The organism is Amycolatopsis rubida (assembly GCF_900115345.1).
In the GTDB taxonomy this organism is placed as follows: domain Bacteria; phylum Actinomycetota; class Actinomycetes; order Mycobacteriales; family Pseudonocardiaceae; genus Amycolatopsis; species Amycolatopsis rubida.
Genome location: NZ_FOWC01000001.1, coordinates 1464055 through 1488248, shown reverse-complemented (window position 1 = coordinate 1488248; position 24194 = coordinate 1464055). Strand labels below are relative to the sequence as shown.

The window sequence follows — 24194 nt, the reverse complement described above, 5'->3', positions numbered from 1 at the left end:
GAAGCGAGGATCTGATGTCCGTCCCCTGCCAGACGGTGCACGTCGATTCGCCCACCGAACAACGAAACCCGCGCACGGTGGACATCGACCTGATGTCCACCATGGGGATCCTCGGCGCGATCAACGCCGAGGACCGCCGGGTGCCGGACGCGGTGGCCGCGGTGCTGCCGCAGCTGGCCCGCGCGGTCGACTACGCCGTCGAGGCGCTGCGCGGCGGGGGGCGCGTGCATTACGTCGGCGCGGGCACCTCGGGCCGCCTCGCGACGCTGGACGCGGCTGAGCTGGTGCCGACGTTCAACGTGCCCGGCGACTGGTTCATCGCCCATCACGCGGGCGGCGAGAAGGCACTGCGGCAGGCCGTCGAGAACGCCGAGGACGACGCGGACGCCGGCGCGGCGGAAATCGCCCTGTCGGTGCGGCCGGGCGACTTCGTGCTCGGTCTCGCGGCCTCCGGACGCACGCCGTACGTGCTCGGCGCGCTCGCCGAGGCCAGCCGGATCGGCGCGCACACCGGGCTCGTCTCGGCGAACCCGCGCGCTGCGCAACCGCCTGGCGTGGACGTCCTGATCGCCGTCGCCACCGGTCCCGAGGCCATCGCGGGCTCGACCCGGATGAAGGCGGGCACGGCGCAGAAGCTGATCCTCACCGCGTTCTCCAGCGCGACGATGATCAAGCTCGGCAAGACGTACTCGAACCTGATGGTGAGCATGCGCGCGACGAACGCGAAGCTGCGCGGCCGCACCATCCGGATCCTGCAAGAAGCCACCGGCATGACGATGGCCGACTGCTCGGACGCGCTCACCGAAGCGGGCGGCGACCTCAAGGTGGCGCTCGTGCACCTGCTGTCCGGCAGCGACGTCACCCGCTCCGCCGAGGCGCTGTCCTCGGCAGGCGGGCACGTGCGCAAGGCGCTCGACTCGCTGCATCTGCGCGCCGGCTGAGCTTTACCCGATTGTCCGTGAAGGGCTTCTTGGGGGAATCTGATTCCCTCAAGAAGCCGCACGGCTTTCCGGCGAGCGAGAGGACGGCGATGACGCAGCGGTTCACTCGCGGCGGCCGTTGGTCGATCGGCGGCATGGCGGCAGTGGTCCTGCTGCTCAACCTCGTCGGCTGGGGTTTGCTCGTGCTGGTCGTCGCGCCAGAGCATTACGCGCTCGGCGCGGGCGGCACCTTCGGCATCGGCCTCGGAGTCACCGCGTTCACACTCGGCATGCGGCACGCCTTCGACGCCGACCACATCGCCGCCATCGACAACACCACGCGCAAGCTGATGGCCGACGGGCAGCGTCCGCTCTCGGTCGGGTTCTGGTTCTCCCTCGGGCATTCGACGATCGTCTTCGCGCTGTGCCTGCTGCTGTCGACGGGCGTCCGCGCGATCGCCGGGCAGCTGGAGGACGACGGTTCCGCGCTGCACGAGACGACCGGCCTGATCGGCACCTCGGTGTCCGGGATTTTCCTGTACCTGATCGCGATCATGAACCTGGTCGTGCTCGTCGGGATCGCGCGCGTGTTCGCCCGGATGCGCCGCGGCGAACTGGACGAGGCGGAACTGGAACGCCATCTCGACAACCGCGGCCTGATGAACCGGCTGTTGCGCGGGGCCACCAAAGCGGTGCGGAAGCCGTGGCACATCTATCCAGTGGGAGTCCTTTTCGGACTCGGTTTCGATACCGCGACGGAAATCGGACTGCTCGTACTCGCCGCGGGTGCCGCCGCGTTTGCCTTGCCCTGGTACGCGATTCTCGTGCTGCCGATCCTTTTCGCCGCCGGAATGAGCCTGTTCGACGCCGCCGACGGCGTGCTCATGAACTACGCATACGGCTGGGCGTTTGCCCGGCCGATCCGAAAGATTTATTACAACCTCACGGTCACCGCGCTTTCCGTGGCGGTCGCGCTCGGCATTGGGACCATCGAACTGGTGACGCTGCTCGCCGAGAAGCTCGGCATCACGTCCGGACCGCTCGCCGCGATCGCTTCGGTGGACCTCGACTACGTGGGCTTCGCGATCGTCGGGCTGTTCGTCGTCACCTGGTTGGCCGCGTTCGCGATCTGGAAATTCGGGAGAATAGAGGAGAAGTGGGCCGCGCGGCTGGGAACCGCCGACTGACCGCTCAGGGGGCACCGTGGAGGGACAACCGCTGATACTGGCGAGGGCACTGGCGCTCGTGCTCCGCCGCCGGACCGACGTGCCTCCAGACGGCGTCGCGATCCACTACAGCCGCACCATCCGCCCGATGTTCTGGGTGATGCTGGCGGTCAACCCGGTCGACATCGTGCTGGTCGAGGTCGTGGTGAAGTCGGTGCCGGTGCGGATCGCGTTGCTGGTGCTGGAAGTCATCGGCGCACTCGCGTTCCTGGCGCTCGTCGCGACGCTCTACAAGTACCCGCACTCAGTCAGCCGGGAAGGGCTGCGGGTGCGGTATCTGTCCTTCTTCGACCATCGGATCCCGTTGGCCAGCATCGATTCTGTCCGGCAGGCGAGCCGGTCGTTGAAGACACGCGGCGGCGTCAGCGTGCCCGAAGACGGGGTGCTGGCCGTGGGAATCAGCCAGGCGACCAACCTCTCGGTCACCCTGCGCGAACCGCAGCGGGTCGATCTCGGCCGCAAGGCAGGCGTCGAAATCACTCAGCTCGACCTCTGGGCCGACGATCCGCGGGCCGCCGTCGCCGCGATCCGGGACCAGCTGCCCGCGAGCGCGTGAAGCTGCCGGAGGCGGCGGTGGATCCCCTCGCCACCGCCCCCGGCAACACCCCCAGTGCACCTCAGAACGAGCCGACCGGCTGGCGGATCGCGGCGTTGAGCCGGTTCCACACGTTGATGCCGGCGATGGACAGCAGCAGCGACGAAAGCTCCTTCTCGTCGTAGATGTCCGCGGCGGCGTCCCAGACCTCGTCCGGGACCGGGTCGGTCCGGTCGGCCAGCCGGGTCACGTGTTCGGCCAGGTCCAGCGCGGCGCGCTCGGCGTCGGTGAAGTACGTCGATTCGCGCCACGCGCCGACGCCCCAGATCCGCTCGTCCTTCTCGCCCGCTTCCTTCATCTCCCGTGCGTGCATGTCGACGCACATGCTGCAGCCGTTGATCTGGCTCACGCGCAGGTGGATGAGGTGGTGCGTGGTCGCGGGCACGGTGCTGTCGTTCGTGGCCTTGCTCAGCGCCAGCAGCGCCTTCATCGCGTCCGGCCGCACCTGGATCGGGTGGGTCATCCGAGCCTGCATGGTGATCTCCTCCTGTCACGTCCGCCGCGTTCGGCGGGTCTTGCCGGTAGGACCCGGCCCGAGGAGAAGATGTGACAGTGCGGGACGAAAAACAGGACGAGAATTTTTGGGCGGCTCAGTTCGAGGAGCATCGGCCCAGGTTGCGGGCGGTGGCGTACCGGATGCTCGGTTCGTTCGCCGAGGCCGACGACGCCATCCAGGAGACCTGGCTGCGGGTGACGCGTTCGTCGGGCGAGGACGTCCGCAACACCGGCAGCTGGCTGACGACGATCGTGTCGCGGCAGTGCCTCAACATGCTGCGCTCGCGCGCGACCCGCCGCGAGGACCCGCTGGACGTCCGGGTGCCGGACCCGGTCGTGGAGACCGGGGACGGCGTCGATCCGGCGGAGCAGGAGGTCCTCGCGGACTCGGTGGGGCTCGCGCTGCTGGTGGTGCTGGAGGCGCTCGACCCGGCTGAGCGGCTCGCCTTCGTCCTGCACGACATGTTCGCCGTGCCGTTCGACGAGATCGCGACGATGCTCGACAAGAACACCGCCGCGGTACGGCAGCTGGCGAGCCGGGCGCGCCGCCGCGTGCGGGGCGTGACGCCCGCCGGTCCGGCGGATCGAGCCCAGCAGCGCAAGATCGCGGACGCCTGGCTCACCGCCGCACGCGGCGGCAACTTCGAGGGGCTCGTCGCCCTTCTGCACCCCGACGCTCTGCTGCGCGTCGACACCGGCGGGCTCGGCTCGAAGGTCGTGCGCGGCGCGGCCGAGGTCGCGGGCAGCGCGTCGCAGTTCCGCCCAGCCGGCCTGAGGTCGCAGTACGCGACTGTCAACGGCGGCCCCGGCATCATCGCCCGGCGCGACGGGAAGGCGGTTTCGGTGCTGTCGTTCACCGTGGCCGACGGGTTGATCACGGAGATCAACATCCTCGCCGACGCCGAGCGGATCGCGGCGCTGAACTTCTGAGATCAGCCGAGCCGGTCCAGGGCAGCTACCGCTTCGGCGGGCAGCTGCACCTGGCCGGCCGCGAGGTTTTCGGCGAGATGCGCGGGAGTCGCCGTGCCCGCGATCAGGAGCGTGCCCGCGTAGCGCTGCAACAGCCAGGCGAGCGCGACCTGCGCCGGAGTTGCGCCGAGTTCGGCCGCGACGCCGGTCACGACCGGATTATCGCGGACGTCCTGGCCCAGCTCGAACGCGGAGCCGAGCGGGAAGTACGGCACCCACGCGATTTCGTGTTCCCGGCACAGCTCCAGCACCGGTTCGGTGGCTCGGGCGAGCACGTTGTACGAATTCTGCACGCAGACGATCCCGACTTCGAGCGCGTGCCGGAGCTGGCCGGCGGACACGTTGCTGAGCCCCAGCGAGCCGATCTTTCCCGCGTCCCGCAAGGAAATCAGCTCGGCGAGCTGATCGTCGATGTCGACGAGCTGGTCGCCTTCCGCGATCAGGCCAGGCCCGGCGTCCGCGCGGCGCAGGTTGACCACGTCGAGCTGTTCGACGCCGAGCGCGGCGAGGTTGGCCTCGACCTGCGCTCGAAGCTGCTCCGGCTGTTGCGCGAGCCGGAGCCCTCGCGGCGATTCCTCGGCACCGACCTTGGTCACCACGACCAGGTCGTCCGGATAGGGCGAGAACGCTTCGCGGATCAGGTCGTTGCAGCGGCCGTCGCTGTAGAACTGGGCGGTGTCCAGGTGGTTCACGCCCGCGCTCGCCGCTTCGCGCAGCAGTTTCACCTGGTCAGCGCGGTCGGTTCCGGGGCGACCGAGTTGCATTACGCCGTAGCCGATCCGCGCGACCTCGTGGCCGGCGAGCTTCGCGGTGCCGCCTGGAGCAGTGGTTGCCGTCATGAGGAAAGACTCCTGCCGTGGCATAGTGGAAGTTGATGCGGAGGTGCCTCCGTATCACCACCGTAGCAGAACCGGAGGACCCTCCGCTTTGTCGAGCGCCAAGAAACCGCGCGCGGACGCCGAACGCAACCGGCTCCGCCTGCTCGCTGCTGCCCGTAAAGCGTTCGGCCAGGACGACGAGCCCGTGACTCTGGAGCGCGTCGCACGCGAAGCGGGTGTCGGCATCGGCACGCTCTACCGTCACTTCCCTACCCGCGAAGCGCTGGTCGAGGCGCTGTACCGCGACGAGTTGGCGCAGGTCGTCGCGAGCGCGCCGAAGCTGCTTGAGAGCGAGAAGCCGCTTCGCGCACTGCGCCGGTGGATGGACCGCTTCGCCGAGTACGCGAGCACGAAGCACGACATGGCCGACACGCTGCGCGCAATCATCGAGGCGGGCACGGTCGACATGACGCAGGTCCGCGCGGAGCTGACTGAAGCCGTCCAGCTGATCATGGACGCGGGCGCGGCGGACGGCACACTGCGGGCGGACGTTCGCGCGCAGGACGTTGTGGTGACGGTGGTCGGCGCGTGCAGCATGCGGACGCTGCCGGACGGGCCGGAGCAGTTGGATCGGATGCTCGACCTGATCCTCGCCGGAGTCCGTCAGCCGCCGAGTTGATGCACGCGCAGCGCGAGCTGGATCTCCAGCGAGCGTTCCGGTTCGCGCCAATCCTCGCCCAGCAGTACCGCGAGGCGTTCCATCCGCTGCGCGACCGTGTTGACGTGGACGTGCAGGGTTTCCTTTGCCCGCGCCAAATTCCCGCCTGCCGCGTAGTATGCGCGCAGCGTGCCGATGAGGTCGGTGCCGCGGCGAGCGTCGTAGTCTAGTACCGGGCCGAGGGTCGCGCGGACGTAACCGGACAGGTCGGAATGGCGGCCGAGCAGAACGCCGAGGAACCCGAGATCGGCCATCGCCGCGCCGTCGCCTTCGCGGCCCAGAGCCAGCAGAGTATTAACGCATCGAACAGCTTCAGTGTAGGCCTGCGCCAACGCTTCCGGACCGCTCGCCGGGCCAGCCGCGCCGACCGTCACCGGACAGTCCACAACGGACTTCAGCTCGACCGCGATCCTCGCCGCCGCAGGCTGGTCCGGGGCGAGCGCGACGACTTGCTCAGCATGTACTCCGACCAAATCGCCGTACCGGGCACAGGCCGCGGCGAGTCCGCGGCGAGAGATGCCGGACGCGTGTGCGACCAGAACCGCGTGCGGTGCCGCTAAATCGACGCCCAACCGGCGTGCGCGAGCCACCAACGAGCCCGGGTTGCGGGTCGGCGAGGTGAGCAGGTCGGTCAGCAATTCGCCGCGCACTTGATCCTCGGCTTGTGCTACGGAACGGCGCAACAGCAACAGCAATGCCGTGACAACCGCAGCCCGTTCAAAGAGCCGACGGTCGTCCCCGGCCAGCTCGGGCCGTCCGGAGAGCGTCAGGCTGCCGAGCAGTTCGCGGCCTGCCCGTACCGCACAGACCCAGACGTCCTTTGTAGACACCGCGCGGCCAGTGGCGTGGGAAGAAGCCACCGCGGCAGTCTCAAAAGCGACCGAGGTACCGGCCAGCAGCCCGCCTTCCTCGTCGTACACGGCGATCGAGCCGCGCAACACTCCGGCCACTTCCGCTGCCACCGCGGGCAGATCCGCGCCGCCGAGCACGAGGTCCATCAGCCGGTCGTGTGCGTCGTCGGCCCGGCGCATCGTCGCGTTGGCCGCGTTCAGTTCCGCGGCCGCCGAGCGGGTTTCTTCCAGCAGATGCGCGGTGTCCAAGGCGATCGCGGCGTGCGCGGCCAGCGACGACAGCAACGCGACCTCCGCCGTCGAGAACGCCCGCGACGAACGGTCGGACGCGTACAGCACGCCCAGCACCTTGCCGCCGATCGCCAGCGGCACGCCGAGGATCGCCTTCAACCCTTCCTCACCGACGCCCGCGTCGATCGGTTCCGTGTGCCGGAACCGCTCGTCCTCGAAGTAATCCGCGGTCGCGTATGGACGCGCGGTCTGCGCTACCAGCCCGCCGAGCCCTTCGCCCATCCCCAGCACAATCTGCTGGAACAGCGCGGAAACCGACCCATCGGTGACCCGGATGTAGGTCTCGCCGTTCGCTTCGTCGTTGAGGCTGAGATACGAAACGTCCACGCCAAGCAGTGTCCGAGCGCGCCGGACGATCGACCGCAGCACCGCGTCCGGATCGCGCAGCCGGGCGAGGTCGCTCGCGGTGTCGAACAACGCGGTCAGCTCGGCTTCCCGCCGCCGGTGCTCGCTGAGCGTCTCGCGGATCCGCAACGCCAGTTCGGTCGCCGAACCGATCGCGGCGGACTGTTCCGCGGACAAGCCCCGGGCAGCGACGTGCGCCAGCTGCTCGCTGCTCGCTCCGGCGGCGAGCAGTTCGAGCAGCCGGCGATACGCCTCGGCAGTGGGGTCCACACCCGTCATGCTGTCATTGAAGCCTGCCGTTCGGCCGCCGTCTCGTGCAGCGACGCGCCGCGCGTCTCACGGGCGGCGAGCAGCGCGACCAGCGACAACAGGCACATCGCGACCACGTAGACCGAAACCGGCACCGTCGAGTGGTACGCCTCGAACAGCGCCACCGCGATCAACGGGGCGACCGCACCGGCCGCGATGGACGACAGCTGGCCGCCGACCGAAAGCCCGGTGTAGCGCACCCGCGTCGGGAATTGCTCGGCGAAGAACGCCGCCTGCGGCCCGTACATCGCACCGTGCACGACCAGCCCGATCACCGCCGCGCCGAGCACCGAACCCGTCGTGCGCAGGTCGAGCAGCCAGAAGAAGCCGAACGACCACGCGGCCATCCCGACGACGCCGAACAGGTACACCGGCTTCCGGCCGATCTTGTCAGACAGCAAGCCCCACAAGGGAATCGTCACGAAATGCACCGCCGACGCGACGAGCACCGCGGTCAGGCCGGTCGCCTTCGGCAGGCCGAGCCCGGTCGTGACGTACACGAGAATGAACGCGGTGATCACGTAGTAGGACACGTTTTCCGCGATGCGCGCGCCGAACGTCACCGCGAGCGCGCGGAAGTGCCCGCGGAACACGTCGACAATCGGTGCCTGCTCACGCTCGTCCGCAGCGGCCTTCGCCGCGATGAACACCGGCGATTCCGAAACCGCCAGCCGGATCCACAGACCGAGCACCACCAGCACGCCCGACAGCAGGAACGGGACCCGCCAGCCCCAAGCCTGGAAAGTCGCGTCCGACTGCGCCGACGCCAGGATCGCGAGTACCGCCGTGGCCAGCAGGTTCCCGGCCGGAACGCCGGTCTGCGGCCACGACGCCCAGAACCCGCGCCGCCGGTCGTCGCCGTGCTCGGACACCAGCAGCACCGCGCCGCCCCACTCGCCGCCGAGGGCGAAGCCCTGGATCAGCCGCAGCAGCGTCAGCAGGACCGGCGCGAGCACGCCGACCGCGCTGTACGTGGGCAGCAGGCCCATCGCGAACGTCGAGCCGCCCATCATCAACAGGCTCACGACCAGCAGTTTCTTACGTCCGATCCGGTCGCCGAAGTGCCCGAACACGAACCCGCCGATCGGCCGCGCGAGGAAGCCGACCGCGTAGGTGAGCAACGCCAGCAGAGTGCCGGTGAGCGGATCCGCGGTCGGGAAGAACAGCTTGTTGAAGACCAGCGCGGCGGCCGAGGTGTAGAGGAAGAAGTCGTACCACTCGATGGTGGTTCCGATCAGCCCGGCTCCGACGACGCGCAGCAGCTTTTTGTCCATAATGGACTCCACTCCGTTGTGGGGAAAGGGGATTTCAGCCGGCGGTCCAGCCGCCGTCAACGGGAAGCGACGCACCGGTGACGTGCCCGGCGGACTCGCCGCACAGCCACACCACGAGATCGGCGACGTCGGAGGGTTCGATCAATCGCTTGATCGCGGCCCGGCGCAGCAACACCTGTTCCAGCACTTCTTCCGGCGCTACCCCGTGTTCAGCCGCTTGCGCTTCGAGCTGACCGGTGACGAGCGGCGTACGGACATAACCTGGGTTCACGCAATTGCTGGTCACGCCGTGCTCGGCGGCTTCGAGAGCGGCCACTTTGGACAGTCCCTCAAGCGCGTGTTTCGCCGTGACGTAAGCAGCTTTGTACGGACTCGCCCGCACGCCGTGCACGCTGGACATGTTCACGATCCGGCCCCAACCGCGCGCGTACATCGCGGGCAGGCACTGCCGGATCAACAGATACGGCGCAGTCACCATCAACGACTGAATGAAGGTGAACCGCTCCGGCGGGAACTCCGGCAACGGCGCGACGTGCTGCACGCCCGCGTTGTTGACGAGCACATCGACGTCCGCGGGCAGGGTCGCCAGCGCCGCCGGGTCGGTCAGGTCCACCGCGTGCGCCTGCCCGCCGACCTCAGCAGCCGCCGCCTCCGCCCCGGCCACGTCCACGACGTGCACCTTGGCCCCGGCCGCGCCGAACGCCCGCACGCAGGCCAGCCCGATGCCGCTGCCGCCGCCGGTCACCAGCGCGGTGCGTCCGGCGAGGGAACTGTCACTGGTCATGGCCGAAGACAGTAAGTCGCTCCGACCTGGGCGACCATGGCTCAGTCCCCCACAGAATGACGACCATCTATGTGGCCTGACCCCACCTGCACTGGTCCGGGAAAGGGCCCTGCTGGGACGCACCCGTCCAGCTCGAAAGTGCCGCCGCGACGCGGGCTAGCCCTTCCTTCCCCGCACGGCCCTCAGCCAGCAGCAGAGGAAATGCTCCGCGCCTCGTTAGCCCCGGTTTCGAAGGCCTCGCAGCAGAAGAGCAGCCACTCGCGCACGCCGTCGGCCGTCCCGCCGGCGAAGCCTTGCGCCAGCTCGACATATCGCGGAACCCGCCGGAAATAGGCGACTTCCGGCACCGTCAACGCCTTCGGGTCAAGCCCAGTGGCGACCATCGACAGCCGCGCCGCCGCCCGGGCGACCACCCCGTCCGCCGAACCGAACGGTGACAACGCCAGCAGCTCGCCGTGCACCACCGCGGTCAGCACCGGCCCGGGTACCGAGCTCGCACCGGTGACGAGCTGAGCCAGCAACTCCAGCCGCTCGCCGCCGCGCTGCGGACGGCCAAGCTGATCCGGATCGGACACCACGTCCGACGCGGCCAGCAAATGCAGCCGGGCCAACGTCTGCAACGGAGCCCGCCGCCACGTCGGCAGCAACGACTCCAGTTTCTCCGCCACCCGCAACGATCCGGCGAGCAGCGGGTCGGTCACCGAACCGGCTTCCGGCAACTCGGGATTGGCCCCGTCGATCCCCGCCGAAGCCCTCGCCGCACGGACGGACGCCTCGGCCGCGGTCTCCGCCCCGCCGCGCAGGTTCGCGGGCAACCGGTGCACGGCGAAGACGGCGTCCTGCGCTGCTTTGGCCGCCGCGGCAACGCCGTCCAGCTCCAGCAGCGGCTTCAGCGGATCGCTCATGTCGCCGCCTCCATCAGGAGTGGCACGCCGGTCGACGGGGAGGCGACGGCATGAATATCGATGATTCGCTCGCAAGCAGCGCTCATGCGTCGAGCACCTGCCCAGCCCGCTCCACGACCGGAGGCAGCACCGACCACGGGAAGTTGATCCACCGGTCAGTCCGCTTCCACACGTACTCGCACTTCACCGTCGAAGCGGGCTTCTCGTAAACCACCGCGCACCGCACGTCCGCGACGTGGTCGGCGCAGAAGTCCCGGACCAGCTTGAGCGTCGCCCCGGTGTCCGCGACGTCGTCGGCGACCAGCACCTTCTTGCGTGTGAGATCCACCACGTTGGGCACCGGCGGCAGCATGACCGGAAGATCCAGCCGCTGGTCGACGCCGGTGTAGAACTCGACGTTCATCACGTGGAGGTTCTTCACGTCGAGCGCGTACCCGAGCGCGCCCGCGACGAACAGCCCGCCGCGCGCGACGGAGAGGATGAGGTCGGGGACGAACCCGTCCGCGGCCACCTCCCGCGCCAGTTCCCGGCTCGCCGAACCGAACAACTCCCAGGTGAGGTTTTCTCGCTCCTCGGCCATGCGCGCTCTCTTTCTCGGGGGTCCGCCGAGCATAAGCGGCCGGAAAGTGGACTGCTGAAATGACCGGGAAATGGTACTTAGGCACTGCCACTTGTCGTCGTAGCGTGAGCCCGTGACCTGGAGCGAGCACCCGATTCTGTCCGGCCGCCACGTACGGCTCGAACCCCTCACCACCGAGCACGCCCCCGGCCTGCTCGAAGCCGGAGCCGACCCGGCCATCTGGGCCTGGCTGAGCGTCCGCCAGCCCGCCGGCCTCGGCGAAACCGAGACGATGGTGAAGGACGCGCTCGCCGACCCGGACCGCCGCCCGTGGGCGCAGATCGACGTCGCGTCCGGCCGCGTCGCCGGGACCACTTCTTATTACCAGGTGGTAGCGAGGCACCGGATCCTCTCGATCGGGCACACCTGGATCGGCGCGGAATTCCAGCGCACCGCGCTCAACACCGAGTCCAAATTCCTCCTGCTGCGCAACGCCTTCGAGGACTGGGGAGCCCAGCGCGTCGCGTGGGAAACCGACAACCGCAACCTCCGTTCGCAACGCGCCATCGAACGGCTCGGCGCGCTGCGCGAGGGGGTGCTGCGGGCGCACCGGATCCGTCCGGACGGCACGACCCGCGACACGGTGCTCTACTCGATGACCGACGCCGAGTGGCCGGGCGCCCGTGCCCGGCTGCTCGCCCGCCTCGGCTGAGCCTCGCCGCAGGTCGCTTGGAGCTGTGCGCGCAACGTGGCTGCAACCTTGTCGTAGGCGGGCTAACGTCGCTAGCGTTCCCTGAGCCGCGGGTTCGCACTACAGGAGGCTTTGCACCATGACCGAGCAGTCCCCAGCGTTGGACAACCTGCTCACCGAGAGCCGCACGTTTCCTCCCAGCGACGAGTTCGCTGGTCAGGCGAACGCGAAGGCCGATTTGTATGCGACGGCGGACGCTGACCGGGAGCAGTTCTGGGCCGGGCAGGCGGAGCGGCTGTCGTGGGACACGAAGTGGTCCCAGGTATTGGACTGGACCAATGCGCCGTTCGCGAAGTGGTTCGTGGGCGGGAAACTGAACGTCGCGTACAACTGCGTGGACCGGCACGTCGAGTCCGGCCACGGGGACCAGGTCGCGATCCACTGGGTCGGCGAACCGGGCGACACGCGCGACATCACCTACTCGCAGCTGAAGGACGAGGTCTCGAGGGCCGCGAACGCGCTGTCGTCGCTGGGCGTCGTGGCCGGGGACGTCGTGGCGATCCAGCTGCAGATGGTGCCCGAGGCGATTTTCGCGATGCTGGCGTGCGCGCGGATCGGCGCTTTGCACAGTGTGGTGTTCGGCGGTTTCTCGCCGACTGCGCTGCGCGCGCGGGTGGACGACGCGGCGGCGAAGATCGTGATCACCTCGGACGGCCAGTACCGCCGCGGCAAGGCCGCGCCGATGAAGGCGAACGTCGACGAAGCCTTGCAGGGCGCGGAAACCGTGCAGAAGGTCATCGTCGTCCGGCGCACCGGCAGCGACCTTGAGGGCGAGACGCCGTGGACCGAGGGCCGCGACCTGTGGTGGCACGAACTGGTCGACGGACAGTCCGCTGAACACAAGCCGGAGGCATTCGATTCCGAGCACCCGCTGTTCATCCTCTACACCTCGGGCACCACGGGTAAGCCGAAGGGCATTCTGCACACTTCGGGCGGCTACCTGACCCAGACCGCGTACACCCACAACGTCGTGTTCGACCACAAGCCGGGCGAAGACGTCTATTGGTGCACCGCCGACATCGGCTGGATCACCGGGCACTCCTACATCGTGTACGGGCCGCTGGCGAACCGCGTGACCCAGGTCGTGTACGAAGGCACGCCGAACACGCCGCACGAGGGCCGGCACTGGGAAATCGTCCAGAAGTACAAGGTCTCGATCTACTACACCGCGCCGACCCTGATCCGCACCTTCATGAAGTGGGGCGAGGACATCCCGGCGAAGTACGACTTGTCCTCGTTGCGGGTTCTCGGCAGCGTGGGCGAGCCGATCAACCCCGAGGCCTGGATCTGGTACCGCGAGAAGATCGGCGCGAACCAGACGCCGATCGTGGACACCTGGTGGCAGACCGAAACCGGCGCGATCATGATCTCTCCGCTGCCCGGCGTCACCGCCGCCAAGCCGGGTTCCGCGCAGCGCGCGCTGCCGGGCATCTCGGCGAAGGTCGTGGACGACACCGGTGCCGAGGTCCCGCACGGCGGCGGCGGATACCTCGTGCTGGACAAGCCGTGGCCGTCGATGCTCCGCGGCGTGTGGGGCGACGAAGAGCGCTTCCGCGACACCTACTGGTCCCGTTTCTCCGAGCAGGGCTACTACTTCGCGGGCGACGGCGCGAAGTACGACGAGGACGGCGACATCTGGCTGCTCGGCCGCGTGGACGACGTGATGAACGTGTCCGGACACCGGATCTCCACCACCGAAGTCGAATCCGCGCTCGTGTCGCACCCGACAGTCGCCGAGGCCGCCGTCGTCGGCGCGACCGACCCGACCACCGGACAGGGCATCGTCGCGTTCGTGATCCTGCGCGGCAACGCCGTCGACGGTGGCGATGACGCGGTGCAGGAGCTGCGCAACCACGTCGCGAAGGAAATCGGGCCGATCGCGAAGCCACGGCAGATCATGGTCGTGGCCGAGCTGCCGAAGACCCGCTCCGGCAAGATCATGCGCCGGCTGCTGCGCGACGTCGCGGAGAACCGGCAGATCGGCGACGTCACCACGCTCGCCGACTCGTCGGTCATGGACCTCATCTCCTCCGGACTGAACTCCGGCAAGGAGGAGTAAGTTCTTCACCGTCAGGAAGGGACCCTCCCGGCTGGGAGGGTCCCTTCCTGCATTGATCCCCTGAAAGTGCGGACATCGAACGCATGTTCTAAGATGCCCGCGTACCCAACCCAGATCCGGGCAAGGAGACGACACGAATGTCCGTGGAAGCCTTGACGCACGACGAGGACACTGCGGCCGAGACGGCGGCGTCGTCATCGCCGCAGGCCGCTGGCACCCCGGAGACCCCGGAAGTCGCCGAGTCCACTGCCGCTCCCGCGGAGTCCGCTTCGGAATCCGCCCCGGCGGACGCTTCGAAGCCGGCGGCTGAGGAAACCCCAGCCGTCGAATCGCCGAAGCCGAAGCGCGGCCGCCCGAAGGCCGCGGCGTCGACGGCGAAGAAGACCCGCACTGTGGAGCTGACGCTGACCGTCACCGGCACGGCGGACGGCGAGTGGCAGGCCGAGCTGAAGAACGGTGCCAAGTGGGTCGCGAAGGGCCTGGCCGTCCCGGCCGCGGCGGTGTCGCGGGCGGCGAAGGAACTGCACGAAGAGCTGTCCGGCCCGATCGACGAGGTCATCAACGCAGCGCGCGAAGCGCAGGCCGCGAAGGTCGCGCAGCTGGAGGCCGAGCTGGAGGCCGCGAAGGCGGCGCTGGCCGAACTCGACAACTGAGCAAGACCCCGGTTCGCCCGGGTCCGGTGTCCACGGTGGCTCCGGACCCGGGCGTTCGTCGTTTCAGCCCACCGGCGGTCGTCCGGGCAGCGGGGCTTTGAACTCGATCCACCGGCTGTCGGTCAGCGCTTCGACGTGGTGGCGCACCCCGCGCGGATGCACCACGACGTCGCCCGGTCCGAGTTCGGCCCACACCCCGTCGACCGTGCCGCGCAGCCGCCCTTCCAGCACGTGCACGATGCTGTCGTGGTCGTGGCAGTGCTCGGCCGACGCGACGCCAGCCGGATAACGGATTTCGTACGCCAGACCGTGCTCCGCGCGCGCCCGTTCCCGGATCAGCCCGGTACCGCCGCGCAACGGCCGCCCCTCCACCACCGACAACGTCCGCCACTCCTGCTCCATCCCGGCAGCCTATTCGGCTGGTCAGGCAAGGCACAATTCATTGAGGATTGCCTTTCTTAACCGAATTCCCGCGCACCAGGAAAATGTCGCGCAGAAACAATTTCCGTGATTCACTGAAGTCGTGACCGAAACGATGGGCGACGCGGTGCACGCGCACGAACCGCACGAGGACCTCGGCGGGAAGCTGAACTGGCTGCGCGCCGGGGTTCTCGGCGCGAACGACGGGATCGTGTCCGTCGCGGGCATCGTCGTGGGCGTCGCGGGAGCCACCACGGACAGCACCACGATCCTCACCGCCGGAATTGCCGGACTCGTCGCGGGCGCGTTTTCCATGGCGGGCGGGGAATACGTGAGCGTGAGCACCCAGCGCGACACCGAACGCGCGCTGCTGCGGCTCGAGAAGCAAGAACTGAAAACAATGCCTGAAGCCGAGGAACGCGAACTCGCGCAGATCTACCAGGACAAGGGCCTCTCGCCGGAGCTGGCGAAGCAGGTCGCGCGCGAGCTGACCGAAAACGATCCGCTGCAGGCGCACGCGGAAGCCGAACTCGGCATCGACCCGGACAACCTGACCAGCCCGTGGCAGGCGGCGTGGGCGTCGCTGCTGGCGTTCTCCGTCGGCGCGCTGCTGCCGTTGCTGGCGATCGCCTGGACATCGGTCAGCGTCCGCGTCTGGGCGTGCGCGCTGGCGGTGGTCGTCGGCCTCACGCTCACCGGTTTCGTGAGCGCGAGGCTCGGCGACGCGCAGGTGGGGCGCGCGATCGTCCGAAACGTCGGCGTCGGCGCCCTCACCATGCTCGTCACTTACTTCGTCGGAGTGCTTTTCGGCACCACCGTGGGTTAGTGCACTCCGCGCATCAGTCGGCGGATCATCGGGATCAGCGCGAACAGCAGCAAGCCGACCGCGACCGCGACGCCGCCGATGATGCTGAAGTACGGCACCTCGTCGTGCGGGTCGTAGGACTGCGCGAGCTTGCCCGACATCGCCGTGCCCAGCGACACCGACAGGAAGTTCAGCGCCACCATCTGCGTCCGGAACGCCTCCGGCGCGAGCTTCGTCGACAGCGAAAGCCCGACCGGCGACAGCATCAGCTCGGCGATGGTGAACACCAGCAGGATGCCGGCCAGCGCGATCAGCGGGCTGCCGTTCTCCCCGGTGTGCGCCATCGGCAGGAACAGCAGGAACGCCACGCCCATGAGCACCGTGCCGAGCACGAACTTCATCGGCGTCGACGGCTGCTTCGGGCCGAGCTTCGTCCAGATCGCCGCGACGATCGGCGCGAACACGATGATGAACACCGGGTTGATCGAATTGACCCAGGACACCGGCATCGTCCAGCCGAACAGGTCGCGGTCGAGCCGCTGGTCGCTGTAGACCGACACGACCGTCGCCTGCTGCTGGTACAGCGAGAAGAACGCGGCGCTCGCGATGTACATCGGGATGAACGACAGCACCCGGCTGCGCTCGTCCGAGGTGATCTTCTTGCTGGTCAGGATCGCGACGAAGTACACCACCGAGATCGCGACGACCACGTAGACCACGACGTCGGCGAGATTGTCCGGGGTGACCACGCCGGACATGATCAGCGCGACGACCGCGGCGATGATCACCACGGCCACGCCGATCACGAGCACGCGCTGCGAGGACGGCAGCGGGTTCGGCACCTCGGACGCCTTCGCGCCGAGATTCTTCCGCCCGATCGTGTACTGGATCAGCCCGAGCGCCATGCCGATCGCGGCGAGGCCGAAGCCGAGGTGGAAGCCGCCGTTCTGCTGGGCGAGCCCGGTCAGCAGCGGGCCGATGAACCCGCCGATGTTGACGCCCATGTAGAAGATCGTGAATCCGGCGTCGCGCCGCTCGTCGCCCTCGGCGTACAGCGTGCCGACCACCGAGGTCGCGTTGCCCTTGAGCCCGCCGGACCCGAGCGCGACGCACGCGAGACCGACGCCGACGCCGGTCAGGCCGGGCAGCACCGCCAGTGCGATGTGCCCGATCATCACCACGATGGCGCTGTAGAACAGCGTGCGTTCAGAGCCGAGCAGCCGGTCGGCGATCCACGCGCCGACGACCGTGGCGAGGTAGACCGTGCCGCCGTACGCGCCGACGATGCCGAGCGCGGCGCTCTGGTCGATCCCGAGGCCGCCCTTGTCGGCCTGGTAGTAGAGGTAGATGGCGAGGATGCCCTGCATCCCGTAGAAGGAGAAGCGCTCCCACATCTCCACGCCGAAGAGGTTCGCCAACCCCCTCGGGTGCCCGAAAAATCTCGTGTCGGCCTGGGCGTCGATAGGGGTGCTCACTACTGCCTCGTCCCTGTATTCAACATCATTGTCGTTCTCTCCTCGCATGCTAGAAGGCGAACAGGTGAACGAAAAACCGGCGTCAGTATGGACTAGACAACTTGACCGCCGCGACGGGCTGATCTCCGTTTGCGCACGGCCCTGCGCGATGCGAGCGTCATCGGGCAGTCCTGGGTTGCCGTTCGTCACAACGGGCGGTAATCGGCGACTGCGGACGGTAAACTGGCGGTCGGTGTGCCGGGAAGTCTGGTCGGCGGAAGAGCCGTCGACCCCACAAGGAGTTTTTCGTGACCCCAGCCCGCGCCGTCGCCGAATTCGCCCGTTTCCTCCGCACTGAAACCACCGGTGGGCTGATCCTGCTCGCCGCCACCGCGGTCGCGCTGGTCTGGGCCAACTCGCCGCTCGCGCCGGCTTACGAGGCACTGCGCGACTTCCGGCTCGGCCCGGAGTTCCTGCACCTCAACCTCACCCTCGGCGACTGGGCGAAAGACGGCCTGCTCGCGCTGTTCTTCTTCGTCGCCGGGCTTGAGCTCAAACGAGAACTGGTGGTCGGCGAGCTGTCCCGGTGGCGGCAGGCGGTGCTGCCGGTGATCGCCGCGGTCGGCGGGATGGTCGTGCCCGCGGTGCTCGCGCTCTCGGTCGCCTGGGGCACGCCGGGCATCGACCGGGCGTGGGCGATCCCGGTCGCCACGGACATCGCGTTCGCGCTCGGCGTGCTCGCGCTGACCGCCTCGAACCTGCCCAGCAGCGCGCGGGTGTTCCTGCTTTCCCTCGCCGTGGTGGACGACCTTGGCGCGATTCTCGTCATCGCGATCCTCTTCACCAGCAGTTTCAACCTGATCGCGGCGGCGGTCGCGGTGATCGCGCTTGGGCTTTACGCCTTCTTGCAGCACAAGCGCGTCCGCACGCCGTGGCTGTACGTGCCGCTCGCGCTGATCACCTGGGTCGCGGTGCATTCGGCGGGCATCCACGCGACGATCGCCGGCGTCGCGCTCGGGCTGCTCACTCGCGTCCGCGAGGACCAGGGTGAGGAAGAAGCACCCGCGGTCCGGCTCGAACACCGGCTGCAGCCGTGGTCAGCGGCGGTGGCGGTGCCGGTGTTCGCCTTGTTCGCCGCGGGGATCTCGGTGAACGGCGACGCGTTGTCGACGGTTTTCACCACCGCGTTGCCGCTGGCTGTCCTCATCGGACTGGTCGTCGGGAAGTTCGTCGGCATCTTCGGCGCGAGCCTGCTGGCGGTGAAGCTGCGCGTGGCGGAAAAGCCCAGCGGAATGAGCTGGCGAGACGTGGCGGCGCTGTCCGTGCTCGGCGGCGTCGGGTTCACCGTCAGCCTGCTGATCGCCGAACTCGCGCTGCCCGCCGAAGCCGCTGAAGTGGCCAAGGCGGCGGTCTTGATCGCCTCGGCGATCGCCTCGCTGACGGCGGCCGTGCTGCTCTTGCGGCGCAGCCGGGTACACGCGAAGGCGGCTTGATCCCGACACTCCCGCCGGTCCGTCGCGCCTCGCGTGCGGCCACGTGGCACGATGACCCAGTGAGCAGCCCCAAACACGAGCGCACCAGCCCCGACGGCGTGGGGGCCGTGCCGTACCTGCCCCTGTCCAGCGACGAGGAAGCCGCGGCGAGCGAGCAGTCCATCGGCAAGCTCGTCGGCGACGCCACCCAGCACCTGTCGACGCTGGTCCGCGCCGAAATCGAGCTGGCGAAAGCCGAGCTGGCGCAGGAAGCGAAGAAGGCGCTCAAGGGGACGGTCTTCTTCCTGATCGCCCTCACCGTCTTTCTGTACAGCACCTTCTTCCTGTTCCTGCTGATCGCCGAGGGCCTGTCGGACTGGTGGGGCATCCGCTGGCCCGCGTTCGCGACGGTGTTCGGCCTGATGCTGGTCACCGTGGGCGTGACCGCGTTCATCGGCTGGCGCAAGGTGAAGAAGCTGCGCGCGCCGGAACGCACGATCAGCAGCGTCAAGGAGACGGCCGAGGCGTTCAAGCGCAAGCCGGCCGAAGACGACGACCTGCCCTCGACGCAGGGCTGACGCCAGCCCGCGCGCGGTGGTGGAGCTGACGCCGGACCCGTCAAGCGTGCGGGTCGACGGCCCGTGGACGCATCGCGACGTCTCGGCCAACGGCATCCGCCTGCACGTCGCCGAATGCGGCGAGGGCCCGTTAGTGCTGCTCCTGCACGGGTTCGCGGGTTTTTGGTGGACCTGGCGCCACCAACTGCCCGCACTGGCCGACGCGGGTTTCCGCGCGGTAGCGGTAGACCTGCGCGGCTACGGCGACTCAGACAAACCCCCGCGCGGCTACGACGCGTGGACACTGGCAGGCGACGTAGGCGGCCTGATCAAGACATTGGGCGCCCGCCGGGCACATCTAGTAGGCCACGCCTGGGGCGGCATGCTCGCCTGGACCGTCGCGGCACTGCACCCGCGCCTCGTGTCCTCGGTGACCGCCATCGGCGCCGCGCACCCGCTAGCGTTCAAGTCGGCGGTGAAACGCACGCGCGGCCAGATCCGCGCAGCCGGCCATCTTTTCCGCTTCCAGGTACCGATGGCCCCGGAAAAGTGGCTGGTCCGCGACAACGCGGCAGCAGTGGAAGAACTGTTCGCCAATTGGTCCGGCGAGTCCTGGCGATCCTCTTCGGACTTCACCGAGACCATGCCGCCGTTCCGCCAAGCCATGCTGGTCCCCGGCGTCGCACACTCCGCACTGGAGTACTACCGCTGGGCCTTCCGCGCCCAGTTCCGCGGCGAAGGCAGACGCTTCACCGACGCCGTCGACGGCCGCATCACTGCTCCGGTACTGCAACTACACGGCGCGGACGACACCTGCATCCTCCCGGAAACCGCACTGGCCTCAGTCCACTGGGCAGGCCCGCACAGCGAACCGAAAATCTGGCCAGGCATCGGCCACTTCCCACACCTGGAAGACCCGGACCGAGTCACCAAATCCGTTGTGGACTTCGTCCGCTGACGCTCGGGCAAGGGGTACGTGAGGGCCACCCCCACAGACGCCAGCGAGACCACGCGACCCGACCAGATGCCGCGCACCGCCACAACGAGGCCGCACACCACAACTACCAAGAAACCCCAATTGGCGCGCAAGCCCACCCGAGAACCGCAGCCGATACACCCGACCATCGAGGCACCCAGCCCTCCCCCGCACCCCGATACGAAGCCTTCCTGCACACTCGGGCTTCGGGGTGCCCCACGCCAGCAACCGGGCCAATGTCGCCCCCAGGCGACGAGCCGATCAATTAGCGCAAGCCCCAGTCCCCACCCGAGCAGTCTGCGACGGCGCAGCGTCAACCGCACTGCGCACCTGATCCGCAGTCAGCGTGAACCCAGTATCCGGATCCTCCACCGCGGCCCCGAACACCACCCCGATGACATCCCCGTCAGGCGTGATCATCGGCCCCCCGGAGTTCCCGCTCCGCACCGTCCCCCGAACGGTGAACACATCCCGCTGCACAGTATTAGCGTCGTAAATATCCGGCCCGCGCAAGTTAATCCGTCCCCGAACCCGAGCCGGAGTAGCGGTATACGGCCCATCCAACGGATACCCGAGCACCACCGCGTTATCCCCGGCCTTCGCGGTTTCCGGCGCAAACGGCAACACCGGCGCCCTCAGCCCAGGCACCGCCAGCACCGCGACATCGATCTCCGGATTGAAATAGACAACCCGAGCCCGATAGTCCCCCGAAGTCGACTCGATCCCGACCTCATCGGTCCCCGCCACCACGTGCGCATTAGTCATCACCCGCTGCGGTGCGACCACAAATCCGCTGCCTTCGAGCGCCCGGGAACAAGACGGCGCATTCCCCCGAATCTTCACCACACTCGGATGCACCCGCTTGGCCACAGCGGACACATTGAGCGAGGTATCCGGCGGCGGCGTATCCGCCGAAGGAGCCTTCTCGAACGGCGAAAGCGCAGACGGAAACCCGGACGCGTCAAGCAACTTCCGCAAATCGCTTGGCAGTCCTTGCGCCTCGGCAGGCATCAGGTCGTTGACCTTGCCGAGCACCACCGAGGAATTGATCGACTTAGCCAGCCCAGGAATCGCCGAAACCGTCGTCAACGGATTCGCGACCAGCCAGGCAACCACGAACACCGCGGCCGCCTGCAAGATCGCGCCGAGCGTCTTGTCGATGCCGGAAAGCTTGTCCGGATTGATCTTCTGCCGCAGCTTCCGCCCGACCCACACGCCGAGCGTCTCGCCGAGCACGATCAGGAACACGACCACAGCGAACGCGAAAGCCACCTTCGCGACCGGACTGTCGAAGAGGCTGATCACGAACGGTGCCAGCTTCACCCCGGCCACCGCGCCCAGCGCGACGCCCACGAGCGCGGGCAGCGCGACGATCACGCCCTGGAACGCGCCGGAAACCGCCGCCATGACCGCGAGCAGCAGGACGACGACATCGACCCAGTTCACCGCGCCGTTACTCCTCGATAGAACCGTCCCGAGCCGCCAACCGGCCCTGATGTTCGGCCCACGCTACGTCAAGCTCGCGCACATCGCCGGTGTCCCACTCCCGTTCCCAGCCGCCGAGCGAAAGCAGCACGGACAGCAGACCGGCGGTGAAGCCCCAGACGAACAAGCCGTCGACAGTGAACGCGGGCCCGCGCCACGACGCGTCGCCGCGGCGCACGGTGAACCGGTTGGCCGGGTCGGCGAGGTCGGCCAGCGACACCCGAGCGACCGCCGCCGTCTCTGCCGGATCGACCGCGCGCACCGGCGACGGGCTGTGCCAATGCGCCAGCACCGGCGTCACCGCGAACCTCGACACCGGCACGAACAGCTCCGGCAGCACCGCGACCGGCAGGATCCCCGACGGGTCGACGCCGGTCTCCTCCTCGGCTTCGCGCAGCGCCGTGCCGACCGGGCCGTCGTCGCCGTCCTCCGCGCCGCCGCCGGGGAACGAGACCTGCCCGGCGTGCGAGCCGAGCGTGTCCGCCCGGCGTTGCAGCAGGACGTCCGGGCCGTCGCCGCCAGGCCGTTCGCCGAACAGGATGAGCACCGCGGCGGCGCGGGTGAGCAGGTCTTCGGGCGGGCTGAACCGGGTGAACGTGCGGCTGTCGACCTCGCCGGACACCTTCACCAGCGGCCGCAGCCATTCCGGCACGGCTTCGGGTTCGACGAGCGGTCCGGTGGTCATGAGTAGTCCTTCACAGCAGCGCGCACCTGGTCAGTGTTGCCGAACACCCGCGGGTTCGCGATGAACCGGACCTGGCCGTCCGCACTGACCAAGTACGACGCGGGCAGCGACGAGGGCACTTTGAGCGCGGTGCGGATGGGACCGGTCTGGCCGTCGCCGTCGTAGAGCGACGGGAGGTGCACGCCGAGTCGCTCGAACAGGCCGAGCCCGTCCGGAGCCGGGCTGGCGACCTGCACGCCGACCACGCGCACCGCACCCGGCTCAGCGGCGTACCGCTGCAGCACCGGCAGCTCGGTGCGGCACGGCTGGCACCACGACGCCCATACGTTGACCAGCACCGGACCGCCGCCGAGAACCTTGCCGACGTCCACGCGGGACCCGTCGCCGAGGCAGTCCGCTTCGATCCCGGAGAGCTGATCGACGGCTTTCGCCGCGGCGGGAGGGCAAGCCTGGAGCTTCGCCGCCGCACGAGCCGAGGCGAGGTCGCCGGACGCGGGCGGCGCGGACGTCGAATCGCCGCCGCGCAGCGTCAGGACCGCGACCAACGCGGCCACCGCCAGCACCGCGACCCCGAGCGCCCACTTGGTGACTGCGGTCACCCGCGCGCCGCCAGCTCGAGAATGTGGTCCTTCTCCGGGCCTTTGACCAGTTTCGCGGCCACTTCGAACTCGATGGGCCCGGTGCCGAACGACGGGCAGTCCTTGCGCAGCGGACACGCGCCGCAGGCCGGTTTCCGTGCGTGGCACACGCGGCGGCCGTGGAAAATCACGCGGTGGGACAGCATGGTCCACTCTTTCCGCGGGATCAGCTCGCCGACCGCGTGCTCGACCTTGACCGGGTCCTCTTCCGCGGTCCAGCCCCAGCGCCGCACGAGGCGGCCGAAGTGAGTGTCCACTGTGATTCCCGGCACGTCGAAAGCGTTGCCGAGCACGACATTCGCGGTCTTGCGGCCGACGCCGGGCAGCGTGACGAGGTCGTCGAGTTTCTTCGGCACCTCGCCGCCGTAGCGCTCCACGAGCGCCGCGCCGAGACCCATCAGCGAATTCGCTTTCGCCCGGAAAAACCCGGTCGTGCGCAGGTATTCCTCGAGTTCGGCGCGCTCGGCTCCGGCGTAATCGGCCGCGGTGCGGTACTTCTTGAACAACGCGGGCGTGACGAGGTTCACCCGCACGTCCGTGGTCTGCGCCGACAACACCACCGCGACCAGCAGTTCCAGCGGATTCGTGAAGTCCAGCTCGGCCTTCGCGTCCGGATAAACCTCGTCGAGGCAACGTTTCATCCGCCGGGCGCGTCTCACGAGAGCGAGCCGGCTTTCTTCGCGGTCCGCGCGGGGCCCGTTCGGGACAACAGGGGGCACCCCGATAGCCTACGGGCGAGTCGGACGAGCCGGTCGGGAGCATCCGCCGGTGGACGGCCGAACCGCCAGAGCACCACCTCTGCGGGCCGCGCGTCCGCCCTGAGCGAGGATCTGGAGATCCATGACCGAGTGCGTCACCGAAAACAGCGGAGCTGTGGCATGACCGTGTGGTTCGTGATCTTGGTCCCGCTGGTGATCATGTTCTTCGCGTTGTTCATGGAACGGGTCGAGAGCAGGCTCAAGCACGTCGCGGTGCAGGAGAACGAGGTCGAGGAGTTCCTGGAGCAGGCCCAGCCCAACGAGGTCAGGGCCCTGTACGGGCACGGGATCGGCCGCGCGCTGGAGCTCTTCCGGCTCCGCAGGCTCGGCGGACGGGCAGCCAGGCTACGCGCGCGCAAGGTGCGGAGTTAGGCTGCTCAGTCGGACGAGATCGTTCCAGGCAGCCGCGCCGGGCGCGGCGA

The 24194-nt window shown here is 68.6% G+C and carries 26 protein-coding genes; 13 read left to right on the top strand and 13 right to left on the bottom strand.

Annotated elements, in window-relative coordinates; genetic code table 11:
* The first annotated feature begins 11 nt into the window (after positions 1 to 11).
* From BM362_RS07350 to BM362_RS07340, 3 genes are all read left to right on the top strand, one after another.
* Positions 12 to 941, top strand: coding sequence for an N-acetylmuramic acid 6-phosphate etherase (locus tag BM362_RS07350; protein ID WP_093572536.1), 930 nt, complete (start codon positions 12 to 14; stop codon positions 939 to 941).
* 89 nt (positions 942 to 1030) lie between these two features.
* Positions 1031 to 2107: a Nickel transporter NicT gene (gene nicT / locus BM362_RS07345; RefSeq protein ID WP_067576995.1), complete on the top strand. Its 1077-nt coding sequence runs from the start codon at positions 1031 to 1033 to the stop codon at positions 2105 to 2107.
* Positions 2108 to 2123: 16 nt separating this feature from the next.
* On the top strand, positions 2124 to 2702 hold the full coding sequence (locus BM362_RS07340; protein WP_143132391.1) for a hypothetical protein: 579 nt from the start codon (positions 2124 to 2126) through the stop codon (positions 2700 to 2702).
* 61 nt (positions 2703 to 2763) lie between these two features.
* On the opposite strand, the gene BM362_RS07335 is transcribed toward BM362_RS07340, so the two are convergent.
* Entirely contained in the window at positions 2764 to 3216 is a 453-nt protein-coding gene (locus BM362_RS07335) for a carboxymuconolactone decarboxylase family protein (RefSeq protein ID WP_067576999.1), read from the bottom strand.
* 71 nt (positions 3217 to 3287) lie between these two features.
* Between BM362_RS07335 and BM362_RS07330 the strand changes: the two genes are divergently transcribed.
* Entirely contained in the window at positions 3288 to 4166 is an 879-nt protein-coding gene (locus BM362_RS07330; RefSeq protein WP_067577001.1) for a sigma-70 family RNA polymerase sigma factor, read from the top strand.
* 2 nt (positions 4167 to 4168) lie between these two features.
* On the opposite strand, the gene BM362_RS07325 is transcribed toward BM362_RS07330, so the two are convergent.
* Positions 4169 to 5044 carry an aldo/keto reductase gene (locus tag BM362_RS07325; RefSeq protein WP_067577003.1) on the bottom strand — a complete coding sequence of 292 codons (876 nt, stop codon included), beginning with the start codon at positions 5042 to 5044 and terminating at the stop codon, positions 4169 to 4171.
* A gap of 88 nt (positions 5045 to 5132) precedes the next feature.
* Between BM362_RS07325 and BM362_RS07320 the strand changes: the two genes are divergently transcribed.
* Positions 5133 to 5702: a TetR/AcrR family transcriptional regulator gene (locus tag BM362_RS07320; protein ID WP_093572533.1), complete on the top strand. Its 570-nt coding sequence runs from the start codon at positions 5133 to 5135 to the stop codon at positions 5700 to 5702.
* Here BM362_RS07320 and BM362_RS07315 read toward each other — a convergent pair.
* From BM362_RS07315 to BM362_RS07295, 5 genes are all read right to left on the bottom strand, one after another.
* Positions 5687 to 7507, bottom strand: a complete 1821-nt coding sequence (locus tag BM362_RS07315; protein WP_093572532.1) for a helix-turn-helix domain-containing protein — start codon at positions 7505 to 7507, stop codon at positions 5687 to 5689. The genes BM362_RS07320 and BM362_RS07315 overlap by 16 nt on opposite strands.
* Positions 7504 to 8811 carry an MFS transporter gene (locus tag BM362_RS07310; protein WP_093572531.1) on the bottom strand — a complete coding sequence of 436 codons (1308 nt, stop codon included), beginning with the start codon at positions 8809 to 8811 and terminating at the stop codon, positions 7504 to 7506. The genes BM362_RS07315 and BM362_RS07310 overlap by 4 nt, the downstream gene beginning before the upstream one ends.
* A gap of 34 nt (positions 8812 to 8845) precedes the next feature.
* Positions 8846 to 9595 carry a 3-hydroxybutyrate dehydrogenase gene (locus BM362_RS07305; RefSeq protein ID WP_093572530.1) on the bottom strand — a complete coding sequence of 250 codons (750 nt, stop codon included), beginning with the start codon at positions 9593 to 9595 and terminating at the stop codon, positions 8846 to 8848.
* 182 nt (positions 9596 to 9777) lie between these two features.
* Complete coding sequence (locus BM362_RS07300) at positions 9778 to 10500, bottom strand: Fic family protein (protein ID WP_093572529.1); 723 nt, start codon at positions 10498 to 10500, stop codon at positions 9778 to 9780.
* Between the two features lie 82 nt (positions 10501 to 10582).
* Positions 10583 to 11080, bottom strand: a complete 498-nt coding sequence (locus tag BM362_RS07295) for a phosphoribosyltransferase (RefSeq protein ID WP_067577015.1) — start codon at positions 11078 to 11080, stop codon at positions 10583 to 10585.
* A gap of 112 nt (positions 11081 to 11192) precedes the next feature.
* Between BM362_RS07295 and BM362_RS07290 the strand changes: the two genes are divergently transcribed.
* The 3 genes from BM362_RS07290 (at position 11193) to BM362_RS07280 (ending at position 14522) form a co-directional block, all read left to right on the top strand.
* Positions 11193 to 11771, top strand: a complete 579-nt coding sequence (locus BM362_RS07290) for a GNAT family N-acetyltransferase (RefSeq protein ID WP_093572528.1) — start codon at positions 11193 to 11195, stop codon at positions 11769 to 11771.
* Positions 11772 to 11889: 118 nt separating this feature from the next.
* Positions 11890 to 13869: an acetate--CoA ligase gene (gene acs, locus BM362_RS07285; protein WP_067577017.1), complete on the top strand. Its 1980-nt coding sequence runs from the start codon at positions 11890 to 11892 to the stop codon at positions 13867 to 13869.
* 137 nt (positions 13870 to 14006) lie between these two features.
* The gene (locus BM362_RS07280; protein WP_067577019.1) at positions 14007 to 14522 is read left to right on the top strand and encodes a DUF6319 family protein; all 516 of its coding nucleotides are present in this window, start codon (positions 14007 to 14009) and stop codon (positions 14520 to 14522) included.
* 63 nt (positions 14523 to 14585) lie between these two features.
* Here the strand turns inward: BM362_RS07280 and BM362_RS07275 are convergent, their stop codons facing one another.
* A complete protein-coding gene (locus tag BM362_RS07275) occupies positions 14586 to 14924 on the bottom strand; it encodes a cupin domain-containing protein (RefSeq protein ID WP_067577021.1) in 339 nt (112 codons plus the stop codon).
* Positions 14925 to 15045: 121 nt separating this feature from the next.
* Here BM362_RS07275 and BM362_RS07270 point away from each other — a divergent pair, with 121 nt between their 5' ends.
* The gene (locus BM362_RS07270) at positions 15046 to 15768 is read left to right on the top strand and encodes a VIT1/CCC1 transporter family protein (protein ID WP_093572527.1); all 723 of its coding nucleotides are present in this window, start codon (positions 15046 to 15048) and stop codon (positions 15766 to 15768) included.
* On the opposite strand, the gene BM362_RS07265 is transcribed toward BM362_RS07270, so the two are convergent.
* Positions 15765 to 17222 (bottom strand): peptide MFS transporter, encoded by a 1458-nt coding sequence (locus BM362_RS07265; protein WP_093572526.1) that lies wholly within the window; start codon positions 17220 to 17222, stop codon positions 15765 to 15767. The genes BM362_RS07270 and BM362_RS07265 overlap by 4 nt on opposite strands.
* Positions 17223 to 17509: 287 nt before the next feature.
* Here BM362_RS07265 and nhaA point away from each other — a divergent pair, with 287 nt between their 5' ends.
* The 3 genes from nhaA to BM362_RS07250 are packed head-to-tail and all read left to right on the top strand — an operon-like array spanning position 17510 to position 20188.
* Positions 17510 to 18694, top strand: a complete 1185-nt coding sequence (gene nhaA, locus BM362_RS07260; RefSeq protein WP_093572525.1) for a Na+/H+ antiporter NhaA — start codon at positions 17510 to 17512, stop codon at positions 18692 to 18694.
* A gap of 59 nt (positions 18695 to 18753) precedes the next feature.
* Complete coding sequence (locus BM362_RS07255) at positions 18754 to 19251, top strand: phage holin family protein (RefSeq protein ID WP_067577029.1); 498 nt, start codon at positions 18754 to 18756, stop codon at positions 19249 to 19251.
* Between the two features lie 19 nt (positions 19252 to 19270).
* On the top strand, positions 19271 to 20188 hold the full coding sequence (locus BM362_RS07250; RefSeq protein ID WP_093572772.1) for an alpha/beta fold hydrolase: 918 nt from the start codon (positions 19271 to 19273) through the stop codon (positions 20186 to 20188).
* A 279-nt stretch (positions 20189 to 20467) separates the two neighbouring features.
* On the opposite strand, the gene BM362_RS07245 is transcribed toward BM362_RS07250, so the two are convergent.
* From BM362_RS07245 to nth, 4 genes are read right to left on the bottom strand one after another with little or no spacing between them, the layout of a single operon-like run.
* Positions 20468 to 21652 (bottom strand): MarP family serine protease, encoded by a 1185-nt coding sequence (locus tag BM362_RS07245; RefSeq protein WP_093572524.1) that lies wholly within the window; start codon positions 21650 to 21652, stop codon positions 20468 to 20470.
* 7 nt (positions 21653 to 21659) lie between these two features.
* On the bottom strand, positions 21660 to 22376 hold the full coding sequence (locus tag BM362_RS07240) for an NUDIX hydrolase (RefSeq protein WP_067577031.1): 717 nt from the start codon (positions 22374 to 22376) through the stop codon (positions 21660 to 21662).
* Positions 22373 to 22975, bottom strand: a complete 603-nt coding sequence (locus BM362_RS07235) for a TlpA family protein disulfide reductase (protein WP_093572523.1) — start codon at positions 22973 to 22975, stop codon at positions 22373 to 22375. Before BM362_RS07235 ends, BM362_RS07240 begins: the two co-directional genes overlap by 4 nt.
* A complete protein-coding gene (gene nth / locus BM362_RS07230; protein ID WP_067577035.1) occupies positions 22972 to 23655 on the bottom strand; it encodes an endonuclease III in 684 nt (227 codons plus the stop codon). The genes BM362_RS07235 and nth overlap by 4 nt, the downstream gene beginning before the upstream one ends.
* A gap of 237 nt (positions 23656 to 23892) precedes the next feature.
* Here nth and BM362_RS07225 point away from each other — a divergent pair, with 237 nt between their 5' ends.
* The gene (locus BM362_RS07225; RefSeq protein ID WP_037369289.1) at positions 23893 to 24144 is read left to right on the top strand and encodes a hypothetical protein; all 252 of its coding nucleotides are present in this window, start codon (positions 23893 to 23895) and stop codon (positions 24142 to 24144) included.
* Positions 24145 to 24194 lie beyond the last annotated feature (50 nt).

Excerpts from the sequence above, each read along its gene's own strand:
- nicT (WP_067576995.1), top strand. The coding sequence starts at position 1,031 with ATGACGCAGCGGTTCACTCGCGGCGGCCGTTGGTCGATCGGCGGCATG.
- BM362_RS07335 (WP_067576999.1), bottom strand. The coding sequence starts at position 3,216 with ATGCAGGCTCGGATGACCCACCCGATCCAGGTGCGGCCGGACGCGATG.
- BM362_RS07325 (WP_067577003.1), bottom strand. The coding sequence starts at position 5,044 with ATGACGGCAACCACTGCTCCAGGCGGCACCGCGAAGCTCGCCGGCCAC.
- BM362_RS07315 (WP_093572532.1), bottom strand. The coding sequence starts at position 7,507 with ATGACGGGTGTGGACCCCACTGCCGAGGCGTATCGCCGGCTGCTCGAA.
- BM362_RS07310 (WP_093572531.1), bottom strand. The coding sequence starts at position 8,811 with ATGGACAAAAAGCTGCTGCGCGTCGTCGGAGCCGGGCTGATCGGAACC.
- BM362_RS07305 (WP_093572530.1), bottom strand. The coding sequence starts at position 9,595 with ATGACCAGTGACAGTTCCCTCGCCGGACGCACCGCGCTGGTGACCGGC.
- BM362_RS07300 (WP_093572529.1), bottom strand. The coding sequence starts at position 10,500 with ATGAGCGATCCGCTGAAGCCGCTGCTGGAGCTGGACGGCGTTGCCGCG.
- BM362_RS07295 (WP_067577015.1), bottom strand. The coding sequence starts at position 11,080 with ATGGCCGAGGAGCGAGAAAACCTCACCTGGGAGTTGTTCGGTTCGGCG.
- acs (WP_067577017.1), top strand. The coding sequence starts at position 11,890 with ATGACCGAGCAGTCCCCAGCGTTGGACAACCTGCTCACCGAGAGCCGC.
- BM362_RS07280 (WP_067577019.1), top strand. The coding sequence starts at position 14,007 with ATGTCCGTGGAAGCCTTGACGCACGACGAGGACACTGCGGCCGAGACG.
- BM362_RS07275 (WP_067577021.1), bottom strand. The coding sequence starts at position 14,924 with ATGGAGCAGGAGTGGCGGACGTTGTCGGTGGTGGAGGGGCGGCCGTTG.
- BM362_RS07240 (WP_067577031.1), bottom strand. The coding sequence starts at position 22,376 with ATGACCACCGGACCGCTCGTCGAACCCGAAGCCGTGCCGGAATGGCTG.
- nth (WP_067577035.1), bottom strand. The coding sequence starts at position 23,655 with ATGAAACGTTGCCTCGACGAGGTTTATCCGGACGCGAAGGCCGAGCTG.
- BM362_RS07225 (WP_037369289.1), top strand. The coding sequence starts at position 23,893 with ATGACCGTGTGGTTCGTGATCTTGGTCCCGCTGGTGATCATGTTCTTC.